The organism is Pseudomonas baltica (assembly GCF_014235765.1).
Taxonomy (GTDB): Bacteria; Pseudomonadota; Gammaproteobacteria; order Pseudomonadales; family Pseudomonadaceae; genus Aquipseudomonas; species Aquipseudomonas baltica.
On sequence record NZ_JACMYH010000002.1, the window covers coordinates 92999 to 119012 of the forward strand.

27 protein-coding genes are annotated in these 26014 nt (G+C 62.2%); 22 read left to right on the plus strand and 5 right to left on the minus strand.

The annotated features are described in order from the left end of the window. Positions 1–29 precede the first annotated feature (29 nt). From H7993_RS09860 to ispD, 7 genes are all read left to right on the plus strand, one after another. Positions 30–977: an acetyl-CoA carboxylase carboxyltransferase subunit alpha gene (locus H7993_RS09860; protein WP_185794267.1), complete on the plus strand. Its 948-nt coding sequence runs from the start codon at positions 30–32 to the stop codon at positions 975–977. A 96-nt stretch (positions 978–1073) separates the two neighbouring features. Beyond that, complete coding sequence (gene tilS / locus H7993_RS09865) at positions 1074–2378, plus strand: tRNA lysidine(34) synthetase TilS (RefSeq protein WP_185794268.1); 1305 nt, start codon at positions 1074–1076, stop codon at positions 2376–2378. Between the two features lie 169 nt (positions 2379–2547). Next, positions 2548–4179, plus strand: a complete 1632-nt coding sequence (locus H7993_RS09870; protein ID WP_122476552.1) for a CTP synthase — start codon at positions 2548–2550, stop codon at positions 4177–4179. A 5-nt stretch (positions 4180–4184) separates the two neighbouring features. Then, positions 4185–5030: a 3-deoxy-8-phosphooctulonate synthase gene (gene kdsA, locus H7993_RS09875; RefSeq protein WP_185794269.1), complete on the plus strand. Its 846-nt coding sequence runs from the start codon at positions 4185–4187 to the stop codon at positions 5028–5030. A 153-nt stretch (positions 5031–5183) separates the two neighbouring features. Then, positions 5184–6473 (plus strand): phosphopyruvate hydratase, encoded by a 1290-nt coding sequence (eno, locus tag H7993_RS09880; protein ID WP_185794270.1) that lies wholly within the window; start codon positions 5184–5186, stop codon positions 6471–6473. 98 nt (positions 6474–6571) lie between these two features. Beyond that, positions 6572–6850 carry a cell division protein FtsB gene (gene ftsB, locus H7993_RS09885; RefSeq protein WP_043185120.1) on the plus strand — a complete coding sequence of 93 codons (279 nt, stop codon included), beginning with the start codon at positions 6572–6574 and terminating at the stop codon, positions 6848–6850. Beyond that, the gene (ispD, locus tag H7993_RS09890; RefSeq protein ID WP_185794271.1) at positions 6847–7554 is read left to right on the plus strand and encodes a 2-C-methyl-D-erythritol 4-phosphate cytidylyltransferase; all 708 of its coding nucleotides are present in this window, start codon (positions 6847–6849) and stop codon (positions 7552–7554) included. Before ftsB ends, ispD begins: the two co-directional genes overlap by 4 nt. 40 nt (positions 7555–7594) lie before the next feature. Here the strand turns inward: ispD and H7993_RS09895 are convergent, their stop codons facing one another. Next, entirely contained in the window at positions 7595–8488 is an 894-nt protein-coding gene (locus H7993_RS09895) for a LysR family transcriptional regulator (protein WP_122476546.1), read from the minus strand. Positions 8489–8595: 107 nt separating this feature from the next. On the opposite strand from H7993_RS09895, the gene H7993_RS09900 reads away from it, so the two are divergent. From H7993_RS09900 to rpoS, 8 genes are all read left to right on the plus strand, one after another. Continuing rightward, positions 8596–9708, plus strand: coding sequence for an S-(hydroxymethyl)glutathione dehydrogenase/class III alcohol dehydrogenase (locus tag H7993_RS09900; protein ID WP_185794273.1), 1113 nt, complete (start codon positions 8596–8598; stop codon positions 9706–9708). Between the two features lie 8 nt (positions 9709–9716). Next, positions 9717–10559, plus strand: coding sequence for an S-formylglutathione hydrolase (gene fghA / locus H7993_RS09905; RefSeq protein WP_122476543.1), 843 nt, complete (start codon positions 9717–9719; stop codon positions 10557–10559). Between the two features lie 121 nt (positions 10560–10680). Further along, on the plus strand, positions 10681–11154 hold the full coding sequence (gene ispF / locus H7993_RS09910) for a 2-C-methyl-D-erythritol 2,4-cyclodiphosphate synthase (RefSeq protein WP_122476541.1): 474 nt from the start codon (positions 10681–10683) through the stop codon (positions 11152–11154). Continuing rightward, positions 11151–12209 carry a tRNA pseudouridine(13) synthase TruD gene (gene truD, locus H7993_RS09915; RefSeq protein WP_122476540.1) on the plus strand — a complete coding sequence of 353 codons (1059 nt, stop codon included), beginning with the start codon at positions 11151–11153 and terminating at the stop codon, positions 12207–12209. Before ispF ends, truD begins: the two co-directional genes overlap by 4 nt. Next, positions 12197–12946 (plus strand): 5'/3'-nucleotidase SurE, encoded by a 750-nt coding sequence (surE, locus tag H7993_RS09920; protein WP_185794274.1) that lies wholly within the window; start codon positions 12197–12199, stop codon positions 12944–12946. Before truD ends, surE begins: the two co-directional genes overlap by 13 nt. A gap of 35 nt (positions 12947–12981) precedes the next feature. Beyond that, positions 12982–13617, plus strand: coding sequence for a protein-L-isoaspartate(D-aspartate) O-methyltransferase (locus H7993_RS09925; RefSeq protein ID WP_185794556.1), 636 nt, complete (start codon positions 12982–12984; stop codon positions 13615–13617). 150 nt (positions 13618–13767) lie between these two features. Next, complete coding sequence (locus H7993_RS09930) at positions 13768–14622, plus strand: peptidoglycan DD-metalloendopeptidase family protein (RefSeq protein WP_122714020.1); 855 nt, start codon at positions 13768–13770, stop codon at positions 14620–14622. Positions 14623–14729: 107 nt separating this feature from the next. Beyond that, a complete protein-coding gene (gene rpoS, locus H7993_RS09935; protein ID WP_122476535.1) occupies positions 14730–15734 on the plus strand; it encodes an RNA polymerase sigma factor RpoS in 1005 nt (334 codons plus the stop codon). A gap of 507 nt (positions 15735–16241) precedes the next feature. Here the strand turns inward: rpoS and fdxA are convergent. Both fdxA and mutS read right to left on the minus strand, forming a co-directional pair. Then, a complete protein-coding gene (gene fdxA, locus H7993_RS09940; protein ID WP_122476533.1) occupies positions 16242–16565 on the minus strand; it encodes a ferredoxin FdxA in 324 nt (107 codons plus the stop codon). 138 nt (positions 16566–16703) lie between these two features. Then, a complete protein-coding gene (gene mutS / locus H7993_RS09945; protein WP_185794275.1) occupies positions 16704–19271 on the minus strand; it encodes a DNA mismatch repair protein MutS in 2568 nt (855 codons plus the stop codon). A 205-nt stretch (positions 19272–19476) separates the two neighbouring features. On the opposite strand from mutS, the gene H7993_RS09950 reads away from it, so the two are divergent. From H7993_RS09950 to recX, 3 genes are all read left to right on the plus strand, one after another. After that, on the plus strand, positions 19477–19977 hold the full coding sequence (locus tag H7993_RS09950; protein WP_185794276.1) for a CinA family protein: 501 nt from the start codon (positions 19477–19479) through the stop codon (positions 19975–19977). 85 nt (positions 19978–20062) lie between these two features. Continuing rightward, on the plus strand, positions 20063–21130 hold the full coding sequence (gene recA / locus H7993_RS09955; protein ID WP_122476527.1) for a recombinase RecA: 1068 nt from the start codon (positions 20063–20065) through the stop codon (positions 21128–21130). A gap of 8 nt (positions 21131–21138) precedes the next feature. Then, a complete protein-coding gene (gene recX / locus H7993_RS09960; RefSeq protein ID WP_185794277.1) occupies positions 21139–21606 on the plus strand; it encodes a recombination regulator RecX in 468 nt (155 codons plus the stop codon). 60 nt (positions 21607–21666) lie between these two features. On the opposite strand, the gene H7993_RS09965 is transcribed toward recX, so the two are convergent. After that, positions 21667–22071, minus strand: coding sequence for a PA3611 family quorum-sensing-regulated virulence factor (locus tag H7993_RS09965; RefSeq protein WP_122476523.1), 405 nt, complete (start codon positions 22069–22071; stop codon positions 21667–21669). Between the two features lie 181 nt (positions 22072–22252). Here H7993_RS09965 and H7993_RS09970 point away from each other — a divergent pair, with 181 nt between their 5' ends. The 3 genes from H7993_RS09970 (at position 22253) to H7993_RS09980 (ending at position 24172) form a co-directional block, all read left to right on the plus strand. Further along, complete coding sequence (locus H7993_RS09970) at positions 22253–22963, plus strand: tRNA-uridine aminocarboxypropyltransferase (RefSeq protein ID WP_185794278.1); 711 nt, start codon at positions 22253–22255, stop codon at positions 22961–22963. Between the two features lie 124 nt (positions 22964–23087). Further along, a complete protein-coding gene (gene erdR, locus H7993_RS09975; RefSeq protein WP_122476520.1) occupies positions 23088–23738 on the plus strand; it encodes a response regulator transcription factor ErdR in 651 nt (216 codons plus the stop codon). 71 nt (positions 23739–23809) lie between these two features. Next, entirely contained in the window at positions 23810–24172 is a 363-nt protein-coding gene (locus tag H7993_RS09980) for a diacylglycerol kinase (RefSeq protein ID WP_122476519.1), read from the plus strand. Positions 24173–24184: 12 nt separating this feature from the next. On the opposite strand, the gene H7993_RS09985 is transcribed toward H7993_RS09980, so the two are convergent. Further along, positions 24185–25111, minus strand: a complete 927-nt coding sequence (locus H7993_RS09985) for a LysR family transcriptional regulator (protein ID WP_122476517.1) — start codon at positions 25109–25111, stop codon at positions 24185–24187. A 118-nt stretch (positions 25112–25229) separates the two neighbouring features. Here H7993_RS09985 and fpr point away from each other — a divergent pair, with 118 nt between their 5' ends. Next, positions 25230–26009, plus strand: coding sequence for a ferredoxin-NADP reductase (gene fpr / locus H7993_RS09990; protein WP_122476516.1), 780 nt, complete (start codon positions 25230–25232; stop codon positions 26007–26009). Positions 26010–26014 lie beyond the last annotated feature (5 nt).

Here is a 26014-nt window from a genome sequence, read left to right on the forward strand (position 1 = left end):
GCTTGGCCGTCGACCCAAGACGGATGCCTATGAACCCGAATTTTCTTGATTTCGAACAGCCGATCGCTGACCTGCAAGCCAAGATCGAAGAGCTGCGCCTGGTAGGCAACGACAATTCGTTGAACATCGGCGACGAGATCTCTCGTCTGCAAGACAAAAGCCGCACGCTGACCGAAAGCATCTTCGGCAACCTGACCAGTTGGCAGATTGCCCGGCTCGCGCGTCACCCGCGCCGCCCGTACACCCTGGACTACATCCAGCACATCTTCAGCGAGTTCGATGAACTGCATGGCGATCGGCATTTCTCCGACGACGCCGCCATCGTCGGTGGTGTCGCACGCCTCGACGATCAGCCGGTGATGATCATCGGCCACCAGAAAGGCCGTGAAGTGCGCGAGAAGGTTCGCCGCAACTTCGGCATGCCGCGCCCTGAAGGCTATCGCAAGGCCTGCCGCCTGATGGAAATGGCCGAGCGCTTCAAGATGCCGATCCTCACCTTCATCGACACGCCGGGCGCCTATCCGGGTATCGATGCCGAAGAGCGCAACCAGAGCGAAGCGATTGCCTGGAACCTGCGGGTGATGGCGCGGCTGAAGACGCCGATCATCGCCACGGTCATTGGCGAAGGGGGTTCCGGTGGTGCGCTGGCCATCGGCGTCTGCGACCAGCTGAACATGTTGCAGTATTCGACCTATGCGGTGATTTCGCCCGAAGGCTGCGCGTCGATTCTGTGGAAGACTGCCGAGAAGGCGCCGGACGCTGCGGAAGCCATGGGCATCACCGCCGAACGCTTGAATCACCTGGGCATCGTCGACAAGGTGATCGATGAGCCCCTGGGTGGCGCCCATCGCGATCCGGCCGCTGCCTCGGCCCTTATTCGCGCCGAGCTGACCAGCCAGCTGGACATGCTCAAGGGTTTCGACACCGAGACCTTGCTCGGCCGCCGCTATGACCGTTTGATGAGCTACGGGTTGTAAGGGTTCAGACCGCAGCGCGCCCTTCGCGGGCTGAGCCCTCTGCCCGCGAAGAGCGCACCGCCGATCCCGAACCATGGACTGAAAAGGGGTCGCCCCATGCGTGAACCCTCCGCCCTGGCCCAGCGCCTGAGCAACAGGCTGCAGCCTTATCTGCAATCCCCCGCCTGGCACCTCGCCCTCTCCGGTGGCCTTGATTCCACCGTCCTGCTGCACCTGTTGGCCAGCGTGCCCAACCGTCCAGCGCTGGCCGCCATTCATATCCATCACGGCCTGCAAGCGGTTGCCGACACCTGGCCTGCCCACTGCCAGGCACTCTGCGATCAGCTCGATGTGCCCCTGCAAGTGATCAAGGTTCGAGTGCAGGACGGTGCCAGCCTGGAGCAAGCCGCACGCCAGGCGCGCTATCGCGCTTTCGATGCGCTGCTCGGCGCCGCTGATGTGCTGTTCGCAGCCCAGCATCAGGACGATCAGGCCGAAACCGTACTGTTTCGTCTGCTGCGCGGCGCCGGTGTGCGAGGGCTTGCGGCAATGCCCAGGCAGCGACCGCAAGGGCAGGGGATACTGGTGAGGCCGTTGCTCGACGAGCCTCGCGCCGAGTTGCTTGCCTACGCTCGCAACCATGGCCTGCAGTGGATCGAAGACCCCTCGAACGCCGACACGCGTTTCTCTCGCAACTATCTGCGTGGCGAGGTCCTGCCCGTGATCACGGCGCGCTGGCCCCAGGCTGCCGGCAGTATCGCCAGGGCCGCCGCGCACCTGAGCGAGGCGGCGCAGCTGCTGGATGAACTGGCCGCCGCGGACCTTGCGCCTGCGCACGCAGCTGGCGAACCTTCCTGGCTGGCATTGCCCAGCCTGACCCTGGCGCCGCTTCGTACCCTGTCCGAAAGCCGTCAGCGCAATGCCCTGCAATACTGGCTTGCGCCTCTGACGCGCTTGCCCGATACCCAGCACTGGGTTGGCTGGACGTCCCTGCGCGACGCGGATCCCGCCGCTACGCCCGTCTGGCGCCTGGCCGACGGCGAGCTGCACAGGGCCCACGGGCGGATCTGGTGGGTCAGTGGCCAATGGTCGCAGGCCCAGCCCCCGTCTCAGGATTGGCCAGACACCCGACAAGCCTTGCAGTTGGTCGGCAACGGCGAGGTGCATTGGCAGGGCGGCCCGTTGCCGGGGCACGCGCAGATCCGCTACCGCCAGGGCGGCGAGCGCCTGCGCCTGCCCGTTCGCGGCGAGCGTGACCTCAAGCGCTTGCTCAATGAAAGCCGGCTGCCAGGGTTCGTGCGCGATCGTTTGCCGCTGCTGTTCATCCACGACCGCTTGGTTGCCGTGGCCAACCTGCCGCTGTCTGCCATCGAAGGACGACTGCTCTGGTCGCCGACAACCGGCGAGCAGAGTTTGAGATGAAAGGGGGAATCCGGTAGACTACGCTCCCTTCTTGATACAACTTCTGTGAACCCACCGGATTCACGGACGTTGCCGATTGCCAAACCGTTTTTGGCCGTCGGGGGCTTCGGCCTTCCTTCGCTTTCCCCGGCGGCTTCTGCCGCTTTAACGCAGACTTCTAGGGTTTTTCATGACGCGCTACATCTTCGTCACGGGCGGTGTTGTTTCTTCATTGGGGAAAGGCATTGCCTCGGCTTCATTGGCGGCCATCCTGGAGGCGCGGGGGCTCAAAGTCACCATGCTCAAGCTGGACCCGTACATCAACGTCGACCCGGGCACCATGAGCCCGTTCCAGCACGGTGAAGTGTTCGTCACCCACGACGGCGCCGAGACCGACCTGGACCTGGGGCACTACGAGCGGTTCATCCGCACGACCATGACCCAGAACAACAACTTCACCACCGGCCGGGTGTACGAGCACGTGCTGCGCAAGGAGCGCCGTGGTGATTACCTGGGCGCGACCATCCAGGTCATCCCGCACATCACCGACGAGATCAAGCGGCGCATCATCAAGGGCGCCGGCGATGCCGACGTGGCCATGGTCGAAATCGGCGGCACCGTTGGCGACATCGAATCCCAGCCGTTCCTGGAAGCGATCCGCCAGCTGCGTTTCGAGGTCGGTGCCAAGCGCGCCATGCTGATGCACCTGACGCTGGTCCCCTACATCGCCACCGCGGGTGAGACCAAGACCAAGCCTACCCAGCATTCGGTCAAGGAACTGCGCTCCATCGGCTTGCAGCCTGATGTGCTGGTGTGCCGTTCCGATCACCCAATCGACACGTCTTCGCGCCGCAAGATCGCTCAGTTCACCAACGTCGAAGAGCGTGCGGTGATTGCCCTGGAAGACGCCGATACCATCTACAAGATCCCGGGCATCCTGCACTCCCAGGGTCTGGACGATTTCGTCGTCGAGCGCTTCGGTCTGCAATGCGGCGGCGCCGACCTGTCCGAATGGGAAGCGGTGGTCGATGCCAAGCTGAACCCTGAACACGAAGTGACCATCGCCATGGTCGGCAAGTACATGGAGCTGCTCGATGCCTACAAGTCGCTGATCGAAGCGATGAGCCATGCCGGCATCAGCAACCGCACCAAGGTCAACCTGCGCTACATTGATTCCGAAGACATCGAGAACCAGGGCACCGCCCTGCTCGAAGGCGTCGACGCCATTCTGGTCCCCGGCGGCTTTGGCCTGCGTGGCGTGGAAGGCAAGATCACCGCCGTGCAGTACGCTCGCGAGAACAAGGTGCCGTACCTGGGTATCTGCCTGGGCATGCAGGTGGCGGTCATCGAGTTCGCCCGTAACGTCATGGGCTGGAAAGACGCCAACTCCACCGAATTCGATCGCGCCAGCGGCCATCCGGTCGTCGGTCTGATCACCGAGTGGGAAGACGCCACCGGCGCCGTGGAAACCCGCACCGAAGCCTCCGACCTGGGCGGCACCATGCGTCTGGGCGCGCAGGACTGCCAGCTGGTCGGCGGCTCCAAGGTCCACGACTGCTACGCCCGCGACGTGATCGTCGAGCGTCATCGTCATCGCTACGAAGTGAACAACAACCTGCTGCCGCAACTGGTCGAAGCCGGGCTGGTCGTCTCCGGGCGCTCGGGTGACGGCGCGCTGGTCGAAGTGGTCGAGTCCAAGGACCATCCATGGTTCGTGGCCTGCCAGTTCCACCCCGAGTTCACCTCGACGCCGCGTGACGGTCATCCGTTGTTCACCGGCTTCGTCAAGGCCGCATTGGCTCAACATCAGAAGAAGGCCTGATCACCATGGCGCAGAAGATCATCCGCGTTGGCGATATTGAGATCGCCAACGACAAGCCGTTCGTGTTGTTCGGTGGCATGAACGTGCTGGAATCACGCGACATGGCCCTCAAGGTCTGTGAAGAATACGTGCGTGTGACCGACAAGCTCGGCATCCCCTACGTGTTCAAGGCCAGCTTCGACAAGGCCAACCGTTCTTCGGTGACCTCCTACCGCGGCCCCGGCCTGGAGGAGGGCATGCGCATCTTCGAAGAGATCAAGAAGACCTTCAACGTGCCGCTGATCACCGACGTGCACGAGCCTGAACAGGCCGCCGTGGTTGCCAAAGTCTGCGACATCATTCAGCTGCCTGCCTTCCTGTCGCGCCAGACCGACCTGGTGGTGGCCATGGCCAAGACCGGCGCGGTCATCAACATCAAGAAAGCCCAGTTCCTCGCGCCGCAGGAAATGAAACACATCCTGACCAAGTGCGAGGAAGCCGGTAACGACCAGTTGATCCTCTGCGAGCGCGGTTCGAGCTTCGGCTACAACAACCTGGTAGTGGACATGCTCGGCTTCGGCATCATGAAGTCGTTCGAGTACCCGGTGTTCTTCGACGTGACCCACGCCCTGCAGATGCCGGGCGGTCGCAGCGACTCGGCCGGTGGCCGTCGCGCCCAGGTCACCGACCTGGCCAAGGCTGGCCTGAGCCAGGGCCTGGCCGGTCTGTTCCTGGAAGCCCACCCGGACCCGGACAACGCCAAATGCGACGGCCCCTGCGCGCTGCGCCTGGACAAGCTGGGACCGTTTCTTGCCCAGCTCAAGGCGCTGGATGAATTGGTCAAAGGTTTCCCGGCGATCGAAACGGCCTGATTGCGGTAAAGTAGTGCCCGATTTGTTGCGGTGACCCTTTCGCGGGCAGAGACCCGCTCCCACATCGAGCCCGGTGGGAGCGGGTCTATGCCCGCGAGGGGATCGCTAAAGCCCAAGCTGCGTCGTCTCGTCTACTTTGGAGTGTTCATAACAATGGCAAAAATCGTCGACATCAAAGGTCGTGAAGTTCTCGACTCCCGTGGCAACCCTACCGTAGAAGCCGACGTGCTTCTGGAAAACGGCATCATCGGCAGCGCCTGCGCACCGTCGGGCGCTTCCACCGGCTCGCGCGAAGCGCTGGAGCTGCGTGACGGCGACAAGAGCCGCTACATGGGCAAGGGCGTTCTGAAGGCTGTGGCCAACATCAATGGCCCGATCCGCGATGCGCTGCTGGGCAAGGATCCGGTCGACCAGAAGGGTCTGGATCACGCCATGATTGCCCTGGACGGTACCGAGAACAAGGCTTCGCTGGGCGCCAACGCCATCCTCGCCGTGTCCCTGGCCGCAGCCAAGGCCGCCGCACAGGATCAGGACCTGCCGCTGTACGCGCACATCGCCAACCTCAACGGCACGCCGGGCGTCTACTCCATGCCCGTGCCGATGATGAACATCATCAACGGTGGCGAGCACGCCGACAACAACGTCGACATTCAGGAATTCATGGTCCAGCCGGTTGGCGCCAAGACCTTTTCCGACGCCCTGCGCATGGGCACCGAGATCTTCCACCACCTCAAGGCGGTATTGAAAGCTCGCGGCCTGAGCACTGCTGTCGGTGACGAAGGTGGTTTCGCGCCGGACCTGGCGTCCAACGAAGATGCCTTGAGCGCCATTGCCGAAGCCGTCGAGAAAGCCGGCTACAAACTGGGCACCGACGTGACCCTGGCCCTGGACTGCGCCGCCAGCGAGTTTTTCGAAAACGGCACCTACGACCTGGCCGGTGAAGGCCACAAGTTCGACGCCGAAGGTTTCGCCGAATACCTCAAGGGCCTGACCGAGCGCTACCCTATCATCTCGATCGAAGACGGCCTGGACGAATCCGACTGGGCTGGCTGGAAGATTCTCACCGACAAGATCGGCGAAAAAGTCCAGCTGGTGGGTGACGACCTGTTCGTGACCAATACCAAGATCCTCAAGGAAGGCATCGACAAGAAGATCGCCAACTCCATCCTGATCAAGTTCAACCAGATCGGTACCTTGACCGAAACCCTGGAAGCCATCCAGATGGCCAAGGCTGCCGGCTACACCGCGGTAATCTCGCACCGTTCCGGTGAAACCGAAGATTCGACCATTGCCGACCTGGCCGTGGGCACCGCTGCGGGCCAGATCAAGACCGGCTCGCTGTGCCGCTCGGACCGTGTTTCCAAGTACAACCAACTGCTGCGTATCGAAGAGCAGTTGGGTTCCAAGGCGATCTATCGTGGTCGCGACGAGTTTCGCGGCTAAGCAATAGATGGTAGAAAGACGACATGCGGAGCCTGGCGGATGCCAGGCTTCGTGCTATCTGGTCGCAGAGTTGAAGTTTTTTACCACTGGGTAACGTGATGCGCAGTCCTTATTGGTTGTTTCTTGTCTTGCTTCTGCTCCTGGGTGGTTTGCAGTATCGCCTGTGGGTCGGAAACGGAAGTCTCAAGCAGGTAGCCGAGCTGAAACAGCAGATCGCCGAACAGCATGCCGAGAACGAACGGCTGCTGGAGCGCAATCGCGTGATGGACGCCGAAGTACTCGAATTGAAAAAGGGCATGGAGACCGTCGAAGAACGCGCTCGCCATGAACTGGGCATGGTCAAGGAGGGTGAAACCCTCTACCAGTTGGCCCAATGAATACCTCGCTGCCAGCCTTCTGGGCAGTGATTCCCGCTGCGGGCGTAGGTGCGCGCATGGCAGCGGACCGCCCCAAGCAGTACCTGACCTTGGGCGGTCGCACGATCCTGGAACACAGCATCGACTGTTTCCTCGGCCATCCACAGCTCAAGGGCGTGCTCGTCAGCATCGCCGCCGATGACCCGTTCTGGCCCGACCTGCCCAGTGCCAGCAACGAGCTGATCCAGCGCGTTGCCGGTGGTCGCGAGCGTGCCGACTCGGTGCTCAACGCCTTGCTGCATTTACACGCCCAGGGCGCCGACGGCAGTGATTGGGTGCTGGTGCACGATGCGGCGCGGCCCAACCTTTCTCGCACCGACCTCGACAAACTGCTTGCCGAGCTGGCTGATGACAGCGTCGGCGGTCTGTTGGCCGTGCCCGCGCGCGACACGCTCAAGCGTGCCGATGCGACTGGGCGGGTTCAGCATACGGTGGATCGCAGCACGATCTGGCAAGCGTTCACGCCACAGATGTTTCGTCTGGGCGCCCTGCATCGGGCTCTGGCCGATAGCCTTGTGGCCGGAGTGGCGATTACCGACGAGGCCTCGGCCATCGAGTGGGCCGGTTTCGCGCCGAAGCTGGTGGAGGGCCGGGCGGACAACCTCAAGGTCACCCGGCCTGAAGATCTGGAGTGGCTGCGCCAGCGTTGGGCGATGCGTGGCTGAGGGAAGGGGAGGTGGCGTCGTTCGCGGCCGATGACCGCTCCTACAGATACTCTGGCCTCTCGGCCAACCCTTCTCTGAGATAATCGACCAGCTTCCTGATCTTCGGCGACAAGTGCCGCTGTTGCGGATAAAGCCCCCACACCGCCGTGTTGGGCGGCTGGTGCGCCTCCAGCAGCGACACCAGTGCGCCGCTGCGCAAGTGTTCCAGCACGTAGTAATCAGGCAGCTGACACAGCCCGACGCCCTGCAACGCCGCGTCGAGGACCGCCTGGCCACTGTTGCAGCGCCAGTTGCCCTGCACGCGTTGTGCCTGCTCCTTGCCATCGACCTGCAGCGGCCAGATATCCGAACTGCCCACCAGGCAGTTGTGCCGCGTCAACTCCGACACACTGTGGGGCCGGCCATAGCGCGCCAGGTAGTGCGGTGAAGCGCACAGGAACATTCGCCGCGGCGCCAGCCTGGTTGCCACCAGTCGCGAGTCCTGCAGGCGTCCCAGGCGGATGGCCAGGTCCAGACCTTCGTGAAGCAGATCGAGGGTGCGGTTGCTCAGCTCGATCTCCACGCGCAGTTGCGGGTACAGCCCCATGAAGCGCGTGACCAGCGGCACGATGAAGCGCTCGCCATAGGCCACGGCGCAGGTCAGGCGCAGCAGTCCCTTGGGTTCACCGGTCAGGTCGCTCATGGCGCGCCAGGCTTCGTCGCGACCGTCCTGCAGGCGTTGGCAATGCTGGAGGAATGTCTGCCCTGCCTCGGTCAGCGCTACCCGTCGCGTGCTGCGATAGAGCAGGCGGGTCTGCAGGCGTTCTTCCAATCGAGCGATCTGGCGACTGACGTGGGACGACGACACGCCCAGCCGCTGCGCTGCGGCCGTGAAGTGCGCGCACTCGGCCACTGCGACGAACTCGTCGATACCCTCCCAGCGGTTTTCATTCACTCGATTATCCCTGTACGGCATCAATGTTTTGCGAAAGGGGCGATTATTCCGCATCCGCCCATGAATTACACTGTTGGCAGTCCCGTTCATTTCAGGAGCAAGCATTGATGATCAAGTCCCGCGCTGCGGTTGCATTCGAAGCCAACAAGCCATTGGAAATCGTCGAGATCGACGTGGCCATGCCCAAGGCAGGCGAAGTCCTGTTGCGCGTGGTCGCTTCCGGGGTCTGCCATACCGATGCCTACACCCTGTCGGGTGCGGACCCTGAAGGCATCTTCCCGTCGGTACTGGGCCACGAAGGTGGCGCCATCGTCGAAGCGGTAGGCGAAGGGGTCACTTCGGTTGCGGTGGGCGATCACGTCATTCCGCTGTACACGCCCGAATGCCGCCAGTGCAAGTTCTGCAAATCGGGCAAGACCAACCTGTGCCAGGCCATTCGCGCCACCCAAGGCAAGGGCTTGATGCCGGACGGCACCACGCGGTTCTCGTACAACGGCAAGGAACTGTTCCATTACATGGGCACCTCGACGTTCTCCGAGTACACCGTGTTGCCGGAGATCTCGGTAGCGAAGATCGACAAGCAGGCGCCGCTGGAAAAGGTCTGCCTGTTGGGTTGTGGCGTCACCACCGGTATCGGCGCGGTGCTCAACACGGCCAAGGTCAAGCCGGGCGATACCGTGGCCGTGTTCGGCCTGGGCGGTATCGGTCTGTCGGCCATCATCGGTGCGGTCAAGGCCAAGGCCGGTCGCATCATCGCCGTCGACATCAACCCAAGCAAATTCGAGATCGCCCGCCAGCTGGGTGCAACCGACTGCATCAATCCCAAGGAATATGACCGGCCGATCCAGGAAGTCATCGTCGACCTTACCGATGGCGGCGTGGACTTCTCGTTCGAGTGCATCGGCAACGTGCAACTGATGCGTGCGGCGCTCGAATGCTGCCACAAGGGCTGGGGTGAGTCGGTGATCATCGGCGTGGCCGGCGCTGGCCAGGAAATCGCCACGCGCCCTTTCCAGCTGGTCACCGGACGGGTCTGGCGCGGTTCGGCATTCGGTGGCGTGCGCGGGCGTACCGAGTTGCCCAGCTACGTCGAAATGGCCGAGACCGGCGAGATTCCGCTGGATACCTTCATCACCCACACCATGGGCCTGGAAGACATCAACAAAGCGTTCGACCTGATGCATGAAGGCAAGAGCATTCGTTCGGTCATCCACTTCTGAGGTCTGCCATGAGCCTGGAAAACCTGTCCTGCCAGAAGAGCTTCGGCGGCTGGCACAAACGCTACAAGCACCGCTCCAAGGAGCTGGGTTGCGACATGACCTTCGCCGTGTACCTGCCGCCGCAAGCGGAGCAGGGCGGCAAGTTGCCGGTGCTGTACTGGCTGTCGGGGCTGACCTGTACCGACGAGAACTTCATGCAGAAGGCCGGCGGCCTGGAGCTGGCTGCCGAGTTGGGCTTGATCATCGTTGCGCCCGACACCAGCCCACGCGGGGCGGGAGTGCCGGATGATCCGGACCAGGCATGGGATTTCGGTCTGGGTGCCGGGTTTTATCTGAACGCCACCGAGCAGCCGTGGGCGCAGCATTACCGCATGCATGACTATGTGGTGCATGAATTGCCAGCCATCGTGGAGGCGCATTTCCCCGCGTCGGACAAGCGCTCCATCAGTGGCCATTCCATGGGTGGCCACGGAGCGCTGGTCTGCGCGCTGCGCAATCCGGGGCGGTATCGGTCGATCTCGGCGTTCTCGCCCATCAGCAATCCGATGGATTGCCCCTGGGGCCAGAAAGCGTTTTCCCATTACCTGGGCGAGGAGCGCTCGCGTTGGCGCGAATGGGATGCCAGCGTGCTGATCGCCGATGCGGCGGAACATCTGCCGCTGCTGGTGGATCAAGGCGATCGCGATGATTTCCTCGAGAGCCAGCTCAAGCCCCAGGCTCTGAGTCAGGCGGCCAAGTCGGCCGGCTATGAACTGACGCTGCGCATGCAACCGGGCTATGACCACAGCTACTACTTCATCGCCAGCTTCATCGATGACCATTTGCGCCATCATGCAAAGGCCTTGAAGTGACGGCGCTGGCGCTCTCTGCCCGCGAAGGCGCCAGCACAGTCACCTGCAGATGTTTTGATCCGCCAAACCTGCGCCAAAGCAGGTAGAATCACGCCCTGACTCAATCGGGGCGTTTTTTTCTATGCGTATTGGCCACGGCTACGACGTGCACCGTTTCGCCGAGGGTGACTTCATTACCCTGGGTGGCGTGCGAATCCCACACAAGTTCGGCCTGCTGGCTCATTCCGACGGCGACGTCGTACTGCATGCCTTGAGCGATGCCTTGCTCGGCGCAGCTGCCTTGGGCGACATCGGCAAGCATTTTCCCGACACCGATCCGCAGTTCAAGGGCGCGGACAGCCGCGTGCTGTTGCGCCACGTGCTCGCGGTCGTGGCGAGCAAAGGCTGGAAGGTCGGCAATGTCGACGCCACCATCGTCGCCCAGGCGCCGAAAATGGCGCCCCACATAGAAACCATGCGTGAACGGATCGCCGCCGACCTGGGCGTGGAGCTGGATCAAGTCAACGTCAAGGCGACCACTACCGAAAAGCTCGGGTTCGCCGGGCGCGAGGAAGGTATCGCCGTGCATGCGGTCGCCTTGTTGCTGCGCGCATGACCGAATTCGAATTGCTGGGTCCGCGGGCCACGGGCGACAGCCTGGGCAGCGCCGTACTCAAGGCCAGCGCCGAAGACTTCCAGGTCGACGAAGTGCTGGACATTCCCTTGGCCGGCCAGGGCGAGCACCTCTGGCTCTGGGTCGAGAAACGCAACCTCAATACCGAAGAGGCAGCCCGCCGTCTGGCCAAGGCCGCTGGCGTGCCGTTGCGCACGGTCAGCTATGCAGGCCTCAAGGATCGCCAGGCGCTGACCCGGCAGTGGTTCAGCCTGCATCTGCCAGGCAAGGCCGATCCGGACCTGAGCGCGGCGCAGGGCGACACCCTGGCCATCCTCAAGCAGGCCCGGCACTCGCGCAAACTGCAACGCGGTGCGCACTCGGCCAACGGCTTCACCGTGCGCCTGACCGCGCTCAAGGCCGACCGGGCCGCGCTCGATGCGCGCCTTGGAGAAATCCAGCAGACCGGCGTACCGAATTATTTCGGCACCCAGCGCTTCGGTTTCCAGGGCGGCAATGTGTTCGACGCTCAGCAGTATGCCGAACGCCAGGCGCTGCCCGAGCAGCGCAATGTGCGTTCGCGGCTGCTCTCCACGGCGCGCAGTTTCCTGTTCAACCAGATACTTGCCGCGCGCGTCGCCGACGGTACCTGGAACCGCGCCCGGATCGGTGATCTGCTGGCGTTCACCGACAGCCGCAGCTTCTTTCCCGCCGGTGAAGCCGAATGCAGTGATCCACGCCTGGACATCCTCGACCTGCACCCTACCGGAGCGCTGTGGGGCGAGGGCGCATCGGTCGCCGCCGGTCGCTGCGCCGAGCTGGAAAATGCCATCGGCGACCAGCACCCGGCGCTGTGTGCCTGGCTTGCAAAAGCGGGCCTGGCACAGGAGCGACGCATCCTGCGGCTGCCCATCGGCGAGCTGACGTGGCATTATCCCGAGCCTGACATCCTGCAGTTGCACTTCGTCCTGCCGGCCGGTTGCTTCGCCACTGTCGTGGTGCGCGAACTCGTCGATCTGGTGCCGACAGGGCAGACGGAAAGTCCATGCGTATTCTGATTTCCAACGATGATGGGGTCACCGCCCCCGGCCTGGCCGCGCTTCACGACGTGTTGCAGGACTATGCCCAGTGCACGGTGATCGCCCCCGATCAGGACCGTAGCGGCGCCAGCAGTTCGCTCACGCTGGACCGGCCGCTGCATCCGCAGACCTTGCCCAACGGCTTCATCAGCGTCAACGGCACACCCACCGACTGCGTGCACCTGGGCCTGAACGGCCTGCTGCCTTTCGAGCCCGACCTGGTGGTTTCAGGTATCAACCTGGGGGCCAACCTGGGCGACGACGTGCTGTATTCGGGCACGGTGGCTGCTGCCCTCGAGGGGCGTTTTCTGGGGCATACCTCGTTTGCGTTCTCGTTGTTGTCTCGCCAGCCTGAGCACCTGCCGACGGCAGCCTACTACGCGCGCAAGCTGATCGAGGCCCGAGACCGGTTGAACCTGCCGCCTCGTACCGTGCTCAACGTGAACATCCCCAACCTGCCGATCGAGCGTATCCGCGGCATGGTGCTGACTCGCCTGGGCCATCGGGCACGGGCTGCGGCGCCGATCCGCATGGTCGACCCGCGGGGCAAGCCGGGCTACTGGATCGCCGTGGCCGGCGACGCCGAAGATGGCGGCCCGGGCACCGATTTCCATGCCGTCATGCAGGGCTACGTGTCGGTCACGCCACTGCAACTGGATCGCACCTTCAACGCGGCCTTCGGCCACGTTCAAGGTTGGCTGGAGGAGCTTGGCTGATGCGCCAGAGAGACAATCAGCACCATGGCATCGGCATGACTTCGCAGCGCACGCGCGAACGCTTGATTCAGCGCCTGTGCGACGAAGGCCTGGCCAATACCCAGGTGCTCGAGGTACTGCGTCGCACACCGCGCCATCTGTTCGTCGACGAAGCACTGGCGCACCGCGCCTACGAAGACACCGCACTGCCGATCGGCCACAACCAGACCATTTCCCAGCCCTACATGGTTGCACGCATGAGCGAGCTGCTGCTGGCGGCGGGGCCACTGGACAAGGTCATGGAGATCGGCACCGGCTCGGGCTACCAGACCGCCGTGCTGTCGCAGCTGGTCGAGCGGGTGTTCTCGGTCGAGCGGATCAAGGTCCTGCAGGATCGCGCCAAGGAACGCCTGCAGACGCTCGAGCGGCGCAACGTGGTCTTTCGCTGGGGCGATGGCTGGGAAGGCTGGCCGGCCCTGGCACCGTACAACGGCATCATCGTTACCGCAGTGGCGACCGATGTGCCCCAGGCCCTGCTCGATCAGCTCGCGCCCGGTGGCCGGCTGGTGATCCCGGTAGGCTCCGGCGACGTTCAGCAACTGATGTTGATCGTACGCGAAGAGCACGGGTTCTCCCGGCATGTTCTGGAAGCCGTGCGGTTCGTGCCGTTGCTCAATGGTCCGCTGGCGTGACCGGCCCGGGCTCCTGCAGTGAATTCTGCGCGGCGCCGTCTGTCTGACAGCGGGTCATGGCGCAGGCATGGCCACAGCTTGCACCCATGCGCCTTGTAGTCGAGTAGTGAAGTTGGATATTTTCTTGTCACCACAACAAAGGAGCGGCGGGTGAGCCTCACAATCATTGGGCAGCGTGCAGGTAGTTCGAGCGTCAAGCTCCTGATGCTCGGGGTTGCGGTCGCAGCCTTTCTGTCCGGCTGTTCCAGCACCTCCAGCCAGGTCAGCGTGGTCGATCGCAACAACGCGGCCAAAGCGGCGCAGCGACAGCCCGTGACCACAGGCCAATACGCAGTCAGGCGAGGCGATACGCTGTTTTCCATCGCCTTTCGCTACGGCTGGGACTACAAGGCCTTGGCTGCGCGCAATAACATTCCCGTGCCCTATACCATCCGCCCAGGCCAGGTGATCCGCTTCGACGGCAACTCGGGCGCGCCAGCCACCACCGTGGTGACTACCCAGAGCGGCGCGTCTGCGTCTTCCTCGAGCCGCACCACCGTCACCCGCCGTCCGCTCACCCCAGCACCGACCGCCACCAGCAGCGTTGCCATTCCCGTGCCTTCGCCCACTCCGGTACCTGCCGGCGAGCGCACCCAGGGCGGCTGGGCGTGGCCGGCAAACGGTGTTTTGATCGGAAAATTCGCTTCAAACGGCAGTTTGAATAAAGGAATTGATATCGCCGGTGATTTGGGACAGCCTGTTTTTGCTGCGTCTGATGGTGCGGTGGTCTACGCCGGGAGTGGTTTGAGGGGCTACGGCGAATTGGTCATCATCAAACACAGCGATACCTACGTCAGTGCCTACGGTCATAACCGCAGGTTGTTGGTTCGGGAGGGTCAGCAGGTCAAGGTCGGTCAGACAATTGCCGAAATGGGTTCAACGGGGACGGACCGGGTGAAGCTGCATTTTGAGATTCGCCGCCAAGGCAAGCCCGTAGATCCGCTGCAATTCCTGCCACGTCGTTGATTTGCACTACCAGCCTGTTCCTCCACGTAGTGGGGACGGGCTCACGCGCTGCCATGGAGATTGGCGCCGCTGGAGCTTGAGGTCGAACTCAGCAAAGGACTATAACAATGGCTCTCAGCAAAGAAGCGCCGGAGTTTGACATCGACGATGAGGTGCTCCTTATGGAACCCGGCGTCGTATTGGATGTGATGTCGAACGAAGAACCTGCTGCACCTGCGGTTCGCACCAAGGCACGCAATTCCACATCGCTCAAACAGCATAAATACATTGACTACACGCGGGCGCTCGATGCGACCCAGCTGTATTTGAATGAAATCGGTTTTTCGCCTCTGCTTTCTCCCGAAGAAGAGGTGCACTTCGCACGACTTTCCCAGAGCGGATGCCCGGCCGGTCGCAAACGCATGATCGAGAGCAACCTGCGCCTGGTGGTCAAGATCGCCCGCCGGTATGTCAATCGCGGCCTGTCTTTGCTCGACCTCATCGAGGAGGGCAATCTGGGGCTGATTCGTGCGGTCGAGAAATTCGATCCCGAGCGTGGTTTCCGTTTTTCGACCTACGCCACCTGGTGGATCCGACAGACCATCGAACGGGCGATCATGAATCAGACTCGGACCATTCGCCTGCCCATTCACGTGGTCAAGGAGCTCAACGTCTACCTGCGCGCCGCGCGCGAACTGACCCAGAAACTCGATCACGAACCATCCCCCGAAGAAATCGCCAACCTGCTCGAAAAGCCGGTGGGCGAGGTCAAGCGCATGCTTGGGCTCAACGAGCGGGTGTCCTCGGTGGATGTCTCGCTCGGGCCGGATTCGGACAAGACCTTGCTCGACACCCTGACCGATGACCGGCCCACCGACCCCTTGCAGCTGCTGCAGGACGACGACCTCTCGCAGAGCATAGACCAGTGGCTGTCCGAGCTGACCGACAAGCAGCGCGAGGTGGTGGTACGCCGTTTTGGCCTGCGGGGCCACGAGAGCAGCACGCTGGAAGACGTTGGCCTGGAAATCGGCTTGACCCGCGAGCGCGTGCGACAGATCCAGGTGGAAGGCCTCAAGCGACTACGCGAGATACTCGAAAAGAACGGGCTGTCCAGCGAGTCATTGTTTCAATAGCCGCCGTTACCGCACGACTTGAACGCCCCTTTTTCAAGGGGCGTTTTTATTGTTGGCCTAGTCGCAGTGCGATGTTGTCAGTGTTCACTGTGACCTTGTGTAAGCCTTTGGCTATTTATCCAGTCAAAGTTTTGTAAGCTGGAACTCTTGTCTATCTAACTGCACGTTCTTGAACACATTATCGAATAAGCTGACACCCAAGTCAGATTATGATGGGGATTATTCACGGTTGTCCTACGCACCGGATGCGTTAATATCAAGGCGTGTTCAGGGACGACACAGGTGCTCAGGATCGAGCGCCCAAAAGGGATATCGCAGTGACGCGATTCATCAGGACGATGACAGGGATAAAAGGGACAGGGAAAGGTGGGCGGCTCATTACCGCCCCTTTTTTTGACTTTTTTTTGAGGTCGAGAGCGAGTGGCCAGCCGCGCCGTCCGGTGTCACGCACGCCTGCGCGGCAGGCGTGGCGGTCGCTATCAGCTGGCACGAGGCAACGAGCGTGCCCTAGCGCTCCAGGTCCTTGATCTTGCCTTTCACGCCGTCGAACGCTTCAGCCTCGGGCAGCGCATCCTTCTTCTCGGTAATGTTCGGCCAGACTTCGGCCAAGTCCACGTTCAGCTGGATGAATTCCTGCATGTCCTCGGGCACTTCATCTTCGGAGAAGATGGCTTGGGCCGGGCATTCAGGCTCGCACAGTGCGCAGTCGATGCACTCATCCGGGTGAATCACCAGGAAGTTCGGGCCTTCGTAGAAGCAGTCCACCGGACAGACTTCCACGCAGTCGGTGTATTTGCACTTGATGCAGTTGTCGGTGACGACGAAGGTCATTTCTATTTCTCTCCTCAGGCGGCGGCAGCGAAGCCCTTCACAGGGCCGCTTGGTTTGGGCAGGTCAGCCGCAGACCAGGCTAAAAGCCATTGGCATTCCCAAACCGCGCGGGATTCTATCAGCTTGTAGGAATAAGCGTTAGACCCGGTTCTTCAGTGCATAGAGCAATTCGATCGCTTGCCGCGGGGTCAGTCCATCGATGTCGGTCTTGGCAATCTGTTCCAGCACCGGGTGCGGCAGGCTGGCAAACAGGTCAGCCTGATGGGGCTTCGCTGTCTTGCCGGGCATGGGCGTTGGGGTTTCATGGGGCAGGCTTGTGGTTTCCAGACGGCTCAGGTGTTCCTTGGCGCGCAGGATGACTGCGGCCGGTACCCCGGCCAATTGCGCGACCGCCAACCCGTAGCTCTGGCTGGCAGGGCCAGCCAGCACATGGTGTAGAAAAACGATGCGCTCGTTGTGTTCGGTGGCGCTCAGGTGCACGTTGGCCACCAGTGGCTGGCTTTCCGGCAGCACGGTCAGCTCGAAGTAGTGAGTGGCGAACAAGGTATAGGCGCGCAGTCCGGCCAGGCATTCGGCGGCAGCCCAGGCCAGCGACAAGCCATCGAACGTGCTGGTGCCGCGGCCCACTTCGTCCATCAGCACCAGGCTGCGCTCGGTGGCATTGTGCAGGATGTTCGCGGTTTCGCTCATCTCCACCATGAACGTCGAGCGGCCGCCAGCCAGGTCATCACTGGAGCCGATTCGGGTGAAAATACGGTCCACCAGCGACAACTCGCAACTGGCCGCTGGCACGAAACTGCCGATGTGCGCCAGCAACACGATCAAGGCAGTCTGGCGCATGTAGGTGGATTTACCGCCCATGTTCGGACCGGTGATCACCAGCATGCGGGTGCTGTCGTCCAGGCTCAGGTCGTTGGCCACGAAGGGTGTGGTGAGCACTTGTTCCACGACCGGGTGGCGACCCTGGTTGATACGCAGGCACGGCTCGTCGACGAAGCGGGGGCAATTGAGGTCCAGGTTCAGCGCTCGCTCGGCGAGGTTGCTCAGCACGTCCAGTTCAGCCAGCGCCGCGGCGGTGTCCTGCAGTGGCGGCAGATGGCCGATGAGGTTTTCCAGCAACGCTTCGTACAGCGATTTCTCACGGGCCAGGGCACGGCTCTTGGCCGACAGCGCCTTGTCTTCGAAGGCCTTGAGTTCAGGGGTGATGAAGCGCTCGGCACCTTTGAGCGTCTGCCGCCGGATGTAGTGCGCCGGGGCTTGTTCGGCCTGCTTGCTGGGCAGTTCGATGAAGTAGCCGTGGACGCGGTTGTAACCCACTTTCAAGTGGGACAGGCCCGTACGGGCTTTTTCCCGGGCTTCCAGGTCGATCAGGAACTGGCCGGCGTTCTCGCTCAGCGACAGCAATTCGTCCAGCTCGCTGTCGTAGCCGGTTTTCAGTACGCCGCCGTCGCGGATGACGGCGGGCGGATTGTCGACGATGGCCTTGGCCAGCAGATCGGCCAGTTCCGGGTAGGTCCCGGCAATGGCCGCCAGCTGCGCCAGGTGCGGCGCTTCGAGTTCGGCCATTGCCACCTGCAGTTCGGGCAGGGCGGCCAGCGCATCGCGCAGTCGCGCCAGGTCCCGCGGTCGGGCGTTGCGCAGGCCGATTCGCGCGAGAATTCGCTCGATGTCGCCGATTTCCTTGAGCTGCGGTTGCAGGCTTTCGAAGCGGTAGCCCTCGAGCAGGCAGCCGATGGAGCCCTGACGCGCCTGCAACACCTTGAGGTCACGCAGTGGTCGATTGAGCCAGCGGGTCAGCAGGCGGCTGCCCATGGCGGTCTGGCAGCGGTCGATGACCGATTGCAGGGTGTTGTCGCGTCCGCCGGCAAGGTTGGTGTCCAGCTCCAGGTTGCGGCGACTGGCGCCGTCCAGCACCACCGTGTCGTCCAGCCGTTCGTGACGCAGGCTGCGCAGGTGGGGCAGGGCGGTGCGCTGGGTTTCCTTGGCGTAGCCGAGCAGGCAGCCGGCGGCGCCGATGGCCAGCGTCAGCTTCTCGCAGCCGAAGCCCTTGAGATCCTGGGTTGCGAACTGCTGGCACAGGCTCTTGTGCGCAGTGTCCCGTTCGAAGTCCCAGGGCGCCCGGCGGCGCGAGCCCTTGCGCTTTTCCGCCGGCAACCCTTGCGGCCAGTCATCGGGAATCAGCAGTTCGACCGGGTTGATCCGCTCGAGCTCCGCCAGCAGGTTTTCCCATCCCGCCAACTCCATGACCATGAAGCTGCCGCTGGTGATGTCCAGCACCGCCAGGCCAAACAGGCGCTCGTCGCCCAGCACGGCCGCGATCAGGTTGTCGCGGCGCTCGTCGAGCAGTGCTTCGTCACTGACCGTGCCGGGCGTGATGATCCGTACCACTTGCCGATCGACCGGCCCCTTGCTGGTGGCCGGGTCGCCGATCTGCTCGCAGATCACCACCGACTCGCCCAGCTTGACCAGTTTGGCCAGGTAGCCCTCGGCGGCATGGTAGGGAATACCGCACATGGGGATCGACTGCCCCGCCGACTGTCCACGGGCGGTCAGGGTGATGTCGAGCAATTTGGCAGCCTTCTTCGCATCCTCGTAGAAGATTTCGTAGAAGTCGCCCATGCGGTAGAACATCAACTGGTCGGGATGCTGATTCTTCAGCTTCCAGTACTGCTGCATCATCGGGGTGTGGTTAGAAAAATCGGACATTCAAGGACTTAGCTCGCGGGTGTCTTGGGGACGTAAGGCAGGCGCCAATAGTACAGGGATTTTTTTCACCATGTAGGACGTTGGCACCGGTTACGCGGTGGCACGATTGCCCTTCGGGCCGGTCATACGCAGGCACGCCATGGCGACTTTTGACCTGCATGGCAGGAGGGCGTAGCCTCATCGGCCGCCTGATCAAGGAGCTGTTATGGACGCCTCGACCTCACTCTCTGCCGAACTCGGCCAGCACCTGCTTGCCCTGGGCGCCCAAGCCACCACGGCGGAGTCCTGCACGGGAGGCGGTATCGCCGAGGCGATCACTCGCATCGCCGGCAGTTCGGCCTGGTTCGAGGCCGGCTACGTCACTTATTCCAATGCGCAGAAAACCGCTCAGCTGCAGGTTCCGAGCGAGCTGTTCGAGCAGGTCGGGGCGGTCAGCCGCGAAGTGGTCGAAGCCATGGTGCGCGGTGCTCAGGGCCACAGCAAAGCGCGCTTTGCGGTGGCGGTCAGCGGCGTTGCCGGCCCCGGCGGCGGCTCCGCTGAAAAGCCTGTCGGCACGGTATGGCTGGCCTGGGCTGACGGTGCGCAGACGTTTTGTCGACGCGAGCAGTTTGCCGGCGACCGCGAGGCCGTGCGCCGGCAAACCGTCGTGGCAGCCCTGCAGGGTTTGTTACACCTTGCCACTGGAGAAAAACCATTTCAGGGGTAGGCGAGGGGCATGGTGTGTGGAATAATACTGGCTACTTATACAGGTGTTATGGCCGTCAGGCCTTATTGATTACGTGAGGACTTCAATGGACGACAACAAGAAGCGTGCCTTGGCTGCGGCCCTGGGTCAGATCGAACGTCAATTCGGTAAAGGCGCTGTCATGCGCATGGGTGACCACGAGCGCCAAGCGATCCCGGCCATCTCTACCGGTTCGCTCGGCCTGGATATCGCGCTGGGTATCGGTGGTCTGCCAAAAGGCCGGATCGTCGAGATCTATGGCCCGGAATCGTCGGGTAAAACCACGTTGACGCTGTCGGTCATCGCCCAGGCCCAGAAGGCCGGTGCAACCTGCGCCTTCGTCGACGCCGAGCACGCGCTGGATCCCGAGTACGCCGGCAAGCTGGGCGTCAATGTCGATGACCTGCTGGTATCCCAGCCGGACACCGGTGAGCAGGCGCTGGAAATCACCGACATGCTGGTGCGCTCCAATGCGGTTGACGTCATCATCGTCGACTCCGTCGCTGCACTGGTACCCAAGGCCGAGATCGAAGGCGAGATGGGCGACATGCACGTCGGTCTGCAGGCACGCCTGATGTCGCAGGCACTGCGCAAGATCACCGGTAACATCAAGAACGCCAACTGCCTGGTCATCTTCATCAACCAGATCCGCATGAAGATCGGTGTGATGTTCGGCAGCCCGGAAACCACCACCGGTGGTAATGCGCTGAAGTTCTACGCATCGGTTCGTCTGGACATTCGCCGGACCGGCGCGGTCAAGGAAGGCGACGAAGTGGTGGGCAGCGAAACCCGCGTCAAGGTCGTCAAGAACAAGGTGGCACCGCCATTCCGTCAGGCTGAATTCCAGATCCTGTACGGCAAGGGCATCTACCTCAACGGTGAAATCGTCGACCTGGGTGTGGCCAACGGCCTGTTGGAGAAATCGGGCGCCTGGTACAGCTATCAAGGTAGCAAGATCGGTCAGGGCAAGGCCAACTCGGCCAAGTTCCTGCAAGACAACCCCGAGATCAAGGCCACCCTGGAAAAGCAGATCCGCGACAAGCTGCTGACTGGCGGTACCGACAAGGCTGCAGCTGACAAGGCTTCCGCCACTGCACCAGCTGCCGATACGGCTGAAGCTGAAGCCGATTTCTGATCAGCCTCATGCCACCTGTCGTATTGGATACACCCGTCGCCGTGCGACGGTCTGCCATGGACCTGCTCGCACGTCGCGAGCATGGTCGAGTCGAGCTGACGCGCAAATTGCGTCAGCGCGGCGCCCCTCCCGAAATGATCGATACCGAGCTTGATCGTCTGACCGACGAAGGCTTGTTGTCGGAAGCACGCTACCTGGAAAGCTTCATTCGCTATCGGGCCAACTCCGGCTACGGTCCCGCACGAATACGCGAAGACCTGACCCAGCGCGGTTTGCAGCGCGCCGATGTCGAGCAGGCACTTCGTCAAAGCGGATTCGATTGGGCGTTGCAGCTACGCGAGCTCTGGGAGCGCAAATTCGCTGCCAGGCTTCCCGTTGAACTCAAGGAGCGCGCCCAGCAGACGCGTTTTCTGGCCTATCGGGGCTACCCGATGGAGCTGATTTCTCGCCTGCTCAACGGCAAGGATCTGGACTGATCCCTTCTGCCGATGAGGCAGCGGTGTTCGTCGAGTAGCACCGCCACATTTCCTGGAGTATTACTTGCCGCAGTCCTTGGCAGTGTAGGACTGGCTGCCGATGGCGCGATTGGTCTTGTATTCGGTGAAGTCATAGCGCATCACGGCGCCCTGTGCCATCAGATCACGAAAACCCTTGTTGCGACATACGCTTGCGCCCAGTTGCAGGTAAACGGTTTTGGGGTCGCGGCGCATCTCGTAGGCCTGGCTTTCGCGAACGCTCAAGTGATTGACCAGTTGGTTGCCTTCGACGGTGAAACCCTGATCGAGGATGTCTTCATTGATTGCGCGCGGTGTACCCACACTGCTTTGCTGAGCCACTTTCTGCAGGTTTTTCGACAGCTCCAGTTCCTTCAGCGATGCAGCGTGGGCGGCCAGCGGCAAGGCAAGCAGCAAGGCGAGGGACGGGGCGATAAAGCGCAGCATGAAACACTCCTGGGCGAAAAGCCGGGCAAGACAAGTGGGCGTAAGACCTGCCAATGGCGCAGGCGTTCACCCACCTCTGAGGGTAGCCGATTATACGGCGCGGCACGTCTGCTCACCATCGACATCGTTCCGGAGCCAGCTCTGTTAGAATCCGCGCCCCCAGACTCTACCGTGATCCGCAATGAGCCATGCCGTTTCCCGTCTGCGCGCCGAGCGCCTGGCGCGCAGTACCCAGCCATTTACCGCACGGGGTTCACGCGCGCCTCGATGCCCGCGTTGCCGAGTCATTCCGCAGTACTGCCTGTGCGCGTGGCGTCCCAATGTCAACGCACGGTCGGCCATGTGCCTGCTGATGCATGACGTGGAACCCATGAAGCCGAGCAACACCGGCTGGCTGATTGCCGACGTGATCGCCGACACCCACGCCTTCATGTGGTCGCGCGTAGCCGTCGACCCGCGGTTGCTGGCACTTTTGGCGGATCCGCAGTGGCAGCCCTATCTGGTCTTTCCCGGAGAGTTCGTCGAGCCGCAGCGGGTAACCAGCAGCGTGGCGCCGCAGCTCGGTCGACGGCCTTTGTTCATACTGTTGGACGCTACCTGGACCGAAGCGCGAAAGATGTTCCGCAAGAGTCCGTACCTGGCCTCGCTGCCGGTGTTGAGCCTGGCGCCCGAACAACTGTCGCGCTACACCTTGCGCCGCTCCAAGCGCGACGATCACTTCTGCACCGCCGAGGTGGCGGCGCTGTGTCTGGAGCTGGCCGGCGACGAGCAGGCGGCGCGCGTACTGGATGCCTACCTCGATGTGTTCAGTGCGCATTACCTGGCAGCGAAATTCCAGGAGCCAGTGGACGAGACCGATGCGGCGCATCGGTTTCTGGCCGACTATCTATAATCCTGGCGGCGACGCGGGCTCTGGCCATGGAGTCGCTTGACCACCATGGCCGGGGTCGGCATTCTTGGCGCCGAATCGGGCGGATACTGTCCGAACGGCTTCATTTCCTGGAATCCTGTGATCGATGGCAACTTACGAAATCCTGATCGCCGACGACCATCCGCTGTTTCGCAGCGCGCTGCATCAAGCCTTGACCATGGGTCTGGGCGCAGAAGTGCGTCTGGTAGAGGTGGCGAGTATTGCCGAGCTCGAAGGGCGCCTGGACGAAAAGGCCGACTGGGACCTGGTGCTGCTGGACCTGAATATGCCCGGCGCCTACGGTTTTTCCGGGTTGGTATTGCTGCGCGGCCAGTATCCGCACATACCCGTGGTGATGGTTTCGGCTCAGGAAGACGCCTGGGTCATGGTGCGCTCGCGTGAATTCGGCGCCAGTGGCTTCATTCCCAAGTCCAGTTCGCTCGAAACCATTCAAGCGGCCGTACGCGAGGTGCTGGATGGGGAAGTCTGGTGGCCGCCGCAGGCATTCGAGGCGGTCAGCGTTTCGGCGGAAGCCAAGGCCGCCAGCGAGGGGCTTGCCAGCCTGACGCCCCAACAGTTCAGGGTACTGACCATGGTGTGCGAAGGTTTGTTGAACAAGCAGATCGCCTACGAGTTGAGCGTGTCGGAAGCCACCATCAAGGCCCATGTAACAGCGATCTTTCGCAAGCTCGGCGTGCGTACTCGCACCCAGGCTGCCCTGCTGTTGCAACAATTGGAGTCAACCTCCGCCAACTGAGCTGCACCGTCACGCCTTTTTCACGCCGAACGTTTCATCGTCGGCCGTCTTCCTTTCCTGGATCGTCGCGCATGTCACCTTTCAAGGGCCAGACCGGCCTCAAACGTATTCTCAATGCTACGGGTTACTCCTTCGATGGTCTGCGTGCAGCCTTCACTGGCGAAGCGGCGTTTCGCCAGTTGGTGTTGCTCAACGTCGTGCTGGTGCCGCTGAGCTTTTTGTTGCAGGTCAGCCGCGTGGAGCGCGCGGTGCTCATCGCGGTGTGCCTGCTGGCGTTGATCGTTGAATTGCTCAACTCGGCGATCGAGGCGGCTATCGATCGCATCTCGCTGGAGCGTCACCCATTGTCGAAGAATGCCAAGGACATGGGCAGCGCAGCTCAGTTCGTTGCCTTGAGCATGATCGTGCTGGTGTGGGCTGTGATTCTGCTTTGACCGATGCCTGGCTCAGGCGATGTCGGGCAGGACGATCTCGTCACTGCGCTGCGCGCCGGCGGTGAAGGCGCGGCACAGGTCGAGAAACTCGCGCATGGCCGAGGTCTGGTACTTGCGTTTGTGCCAAATGAAATAGAACTGCCGCGCCAGATCCAGCTCGGGCGTGTGCACCGGCACCAGGCTGCCGCGCCGAAAGGCATCGCGCAGTGCCAGCCGGGAAATGCACCCGATGCCCAGCCCGGACTCCACGGCGCGCTTGATCGCTTCGGTGTGTTCCAGTTCCAGGCGGATGTTGAGTGCCAGACGATGGTGACGCATGGCCTGGTCGAATGTCAGGCGCGTGCCCGAGCCCTGTTCGCGCAGAATCCACGCCTCCTGGGTCAGCAAGGCCAGGCTGGCACTGGGCACCGAAGCCAATGGATGCCGTGGCGCACAGAACACCACCAACTCGTCTTCGACCCAGGGTTGCACCTCGATGTCTGGATGGCTGCAGTCACCCTCGATCAGCCCCAGGTCGATTTCATAGTGCGCCACCTGCTGAACGATGTTCGCAGTGTTCTGGACATGCAGCTTGACCTGGCTTTCCGGGTGCACCTGCATGAAACGGCCGATCAGCAGAGTGGCCAGATAGTTGCCGATGGTCAAAGTCGCGCCTACTGCCAATGAACCGAATCCTGACTTGCCGTTGAGCAGGTCTTCGATTTCCTTGGCCTGGTCGAGCAGGGCCACGGCCTGGGGCAGCAGTTGATGACCCAGGGCGTTGAGACTCAGGCGCTTGCCGGCGCGATCGAACAACTGACAGCTCGATTGCCGTTCGAGCTCGGTGATCGAGGTGCTGGTCGCCGACTGCGACAGCGACAGCAGGTTGGCGGCGCGTGACACGCTTTCCTGCTGGGCCACGGCGACGAATACCTGCAATTGACGAAGTGTGAATCGCATATCTATATAACCGATTACCCATATCTTAATAATCCATTTAACAGATATTGTTGAGCCCCGTAAACTATTGCGCAATCGCGCCCCTGTCAGGCGTACGCTTTTTCTAGGAGCCCCGTACATGAGCAACATGAACCACGAACGTGTACTCAGTGTTCATCACTGGAATGACACCCTGTTCAGCTTCAAGTGCACCCGCGATCCGGGCCTGCGCTTCGAGAACGGGCAGTTCGTGATGATCGGCCTGCAACAACCCACCGGCCGCCCGCTTATGCGCGCCTATTCGATCGCCAGCCCGAACTGGGAAGAGCATCTGGAGTTCTTCAGCATCAAGGTGCCCGATGGCCCGCTGACCTCGCAGCTGCAGCACCTGAAGGAAGGCGACGAGATCATCATCAGCAAGAAGCCCACCGGCACGCTGGTTCTCGATGACCTCAAGCCGGGCAAGCACCTGTACCTGCTGAGCACCGGCACCGGCCTCGCGCCGTTCATGAGCGTCATCCAGGATCCGGAAACCTACGAGCGTTTCGAAAAGGTCATTCTTTGCCATGGCGTGCGCTACGTGAACGAGGTCGCCTACCGCGAGTTCATCACCGAGCACCTGCCGCAGAACGAATTCTTCGGCGAGGCACTGCGCGACAAGCTGATCTACTACCCCACCGTGACGCGCGAGCCGTTCGAGAACGAAGGCCGCCTGACCGATCTGATGCGCAGCGGCAAGCTGTTCAGCGACATCGGCCTGCCGCCGATCAACCCGCAGGACGACCGTGCCATGCTGTGCGGCAGCCCGAGCATGCTCGACGAAACCAGCGAAGTGCTCAACAGCTTCGGCCTGACCGTCTCGCCGCGCATGCGCGAGCCGGGTGACTACCTGATCGAGCGCGCCTTCGTCGAGAAGTAAGCGGC

Excerpts from the sequence above, each read along its gene's own strand:
- H7993_RS09860 (WP_185794267.1), top strand. The coding sequence starts at position 30 with ATGAACCCGAATTTTCTTGATTTCGAACAGCCGATCGCTGACCTGCAA.
- tilS (WP_185794268.1), top strand. The coding sequence starts at position 1,074 with ATGCGTGAACCCTCCGCCCTGGCCCAGCGCCTGAGCAACAGGCTGCAG.
- H7993_RS09870 (WP_122476552.1), top strand. The coding sequence starts at position 2,548 with ATGACGCGCTACATCTTCGTCACGGGCGGTGTTGTTTCTTCATTGGGG.
- kdsA (WP_185794269.1), top strand. The coding sequence starts at position 4,185 with ATGGCGCAGAAGATCATCCGCGTTGGCGATATTGAGATCGCCAACGAC.
- eno (WP_185794270.1), top strand. The coding sequence starts at position 5,184 with ATGGCAAAAATCGTCGACATCAAAGGTCGTGAAGTTCTCGACTCCCGT.
- ftsB (WP_043185120.1), top strand. The coding sequence starts at position 6,572 with ATGCGCAGTCCTTATTGGTTGTTTCTTGTCTTGCTTCTGCTCCTGGGT.
- ispD (WP_185794271.1), top strand. The coding sequence starts at position 6,847 with ATGAATACCTCGCTGCCAGCCTTCTGGGCAGTGATTCCCGCTGCGGGC.
- H7993_RS09900 (WP_185794273.1), top strand. The coding sequence starts at position 8,596 with ATGATCAAGTCCCGCGCTGCGGTTGCATTCGAAGCCAACAAGCCATTG.
- fghA (WP_122476543.1), top strand. The coding sequence starts at position 9,717 with ATGAGCCTGGAAAACCTGTCCTGCCAGAAGAGCTTCGGCGGCTGGCAC.
- ispF (WP_122476541.1), top strand. The coding sequence starts at position 10,681 with ATGCGTATTGGCCACGGCTACGACGTGCACCGTTTCGCCGAGGGTGAC.
- truD (WP_122476540.1), top strand. The coding sequence starts at position 11,151 with ATGACCGAATTCGAATTGCTGGGTCCGCGGGCCACGGGCGACAGCCTG.
- surE (WP_185794274.1), top strand. The coding sequence starts at position 12,197 with ATGCGTATTCTGATTTCCAACGATGATGGGGTCACCGCCCCCGGCCTG.
- H7993_RS09925 (WP_185794556.1), top strand. The coding sequence starts at position 12,982 with ATGACTTCGCAGCGCACGCGCGAACGCTTGATTCAGCGCCTGTGCGAC.
- rpoS (WP_122476535.1), top strand. The coding sequence starts at position 14,730 with ATGGCTCTCAGCAAAGAAGCGCCGGAGTTTGACATCGACGATGAGGTG.
- fdxA (WP_122476533.1), bottom strand. The coding sequence starts at position 16,565 with ATGACCTTCGTCGTCACCGACAACTGCATCAAGTGCAAATACACCGAC.
- mutS (WP_185794275.1), bottom strand. The coding sequence starts at position 19,271 with ATGTCCGATTTTTCTAACCACACCCCGATGATGCAGCAGTACTGGAAG.
- H7993_RS09950 (WP_185794276.1), top strand. The coding sequence starts at position 19,477 with ATGGACGCCTCGACCTCACTCTCTGCCGAACTCGGCCAGCACCTGCTT.
- recA (WP_122476527.1), top strand. The coding sequence starts at position 20,063 with ATGGACGACAACAAGAAGCGTGCCTTGGCTGCGGCCCTGGGTCAGATC.
- recX (WP_185794277.1), top strand. The coding sequence starts at position 21,139 with ATGCCACCTGTCGTATTGGATACACCCGTCGCCGTGCGACGGTCTGCC.
- H7993_RS09965 (WP_122476523.1), bottom strand. The coding sequence starts at position 22,071 with ATGCTGCGCTTTATCGCCCCGTCCCTCGCCTTGCTGCTTGCCTTGCCG.
- H7993_RS09970 (WP_185794278.1), top strand. The coding sequence starts at position 22,253 with ATGAGCCATGCCGTTTCCCGTCTGCGCGCCGAGCGCCTGGCGCGCAGT.
- erdR (WP_122476520.1), top strand. The coding sequence starts at position 23,088 with ATGGCAACTTACGAAATCCTGATCGCCGACGACCATCCGCTGTTTCGC.
- H7993_RS09980 (WP_122476519.1), top strand. The coding sequence starts at position 23,810 with ATGTCACCTTTCAAGGGCCAGACCGGCCTCAAACGTATTCTCAATGCT.
- H7993_RS09985 (WP_122476517.1), bottom strand. The coding sequence starts at position 25,111 with ATGCGATTCACACTTCGTCAATTGCAGGTATTCGTCGCCGTGGCCCAG.
- fpr (WP_122476516.1), top strand. The coding sequence starts at position 25,230 with ATGAGCAACATGAACCACGAACGTGTACTCAGTGTTCATCACTGGAAT.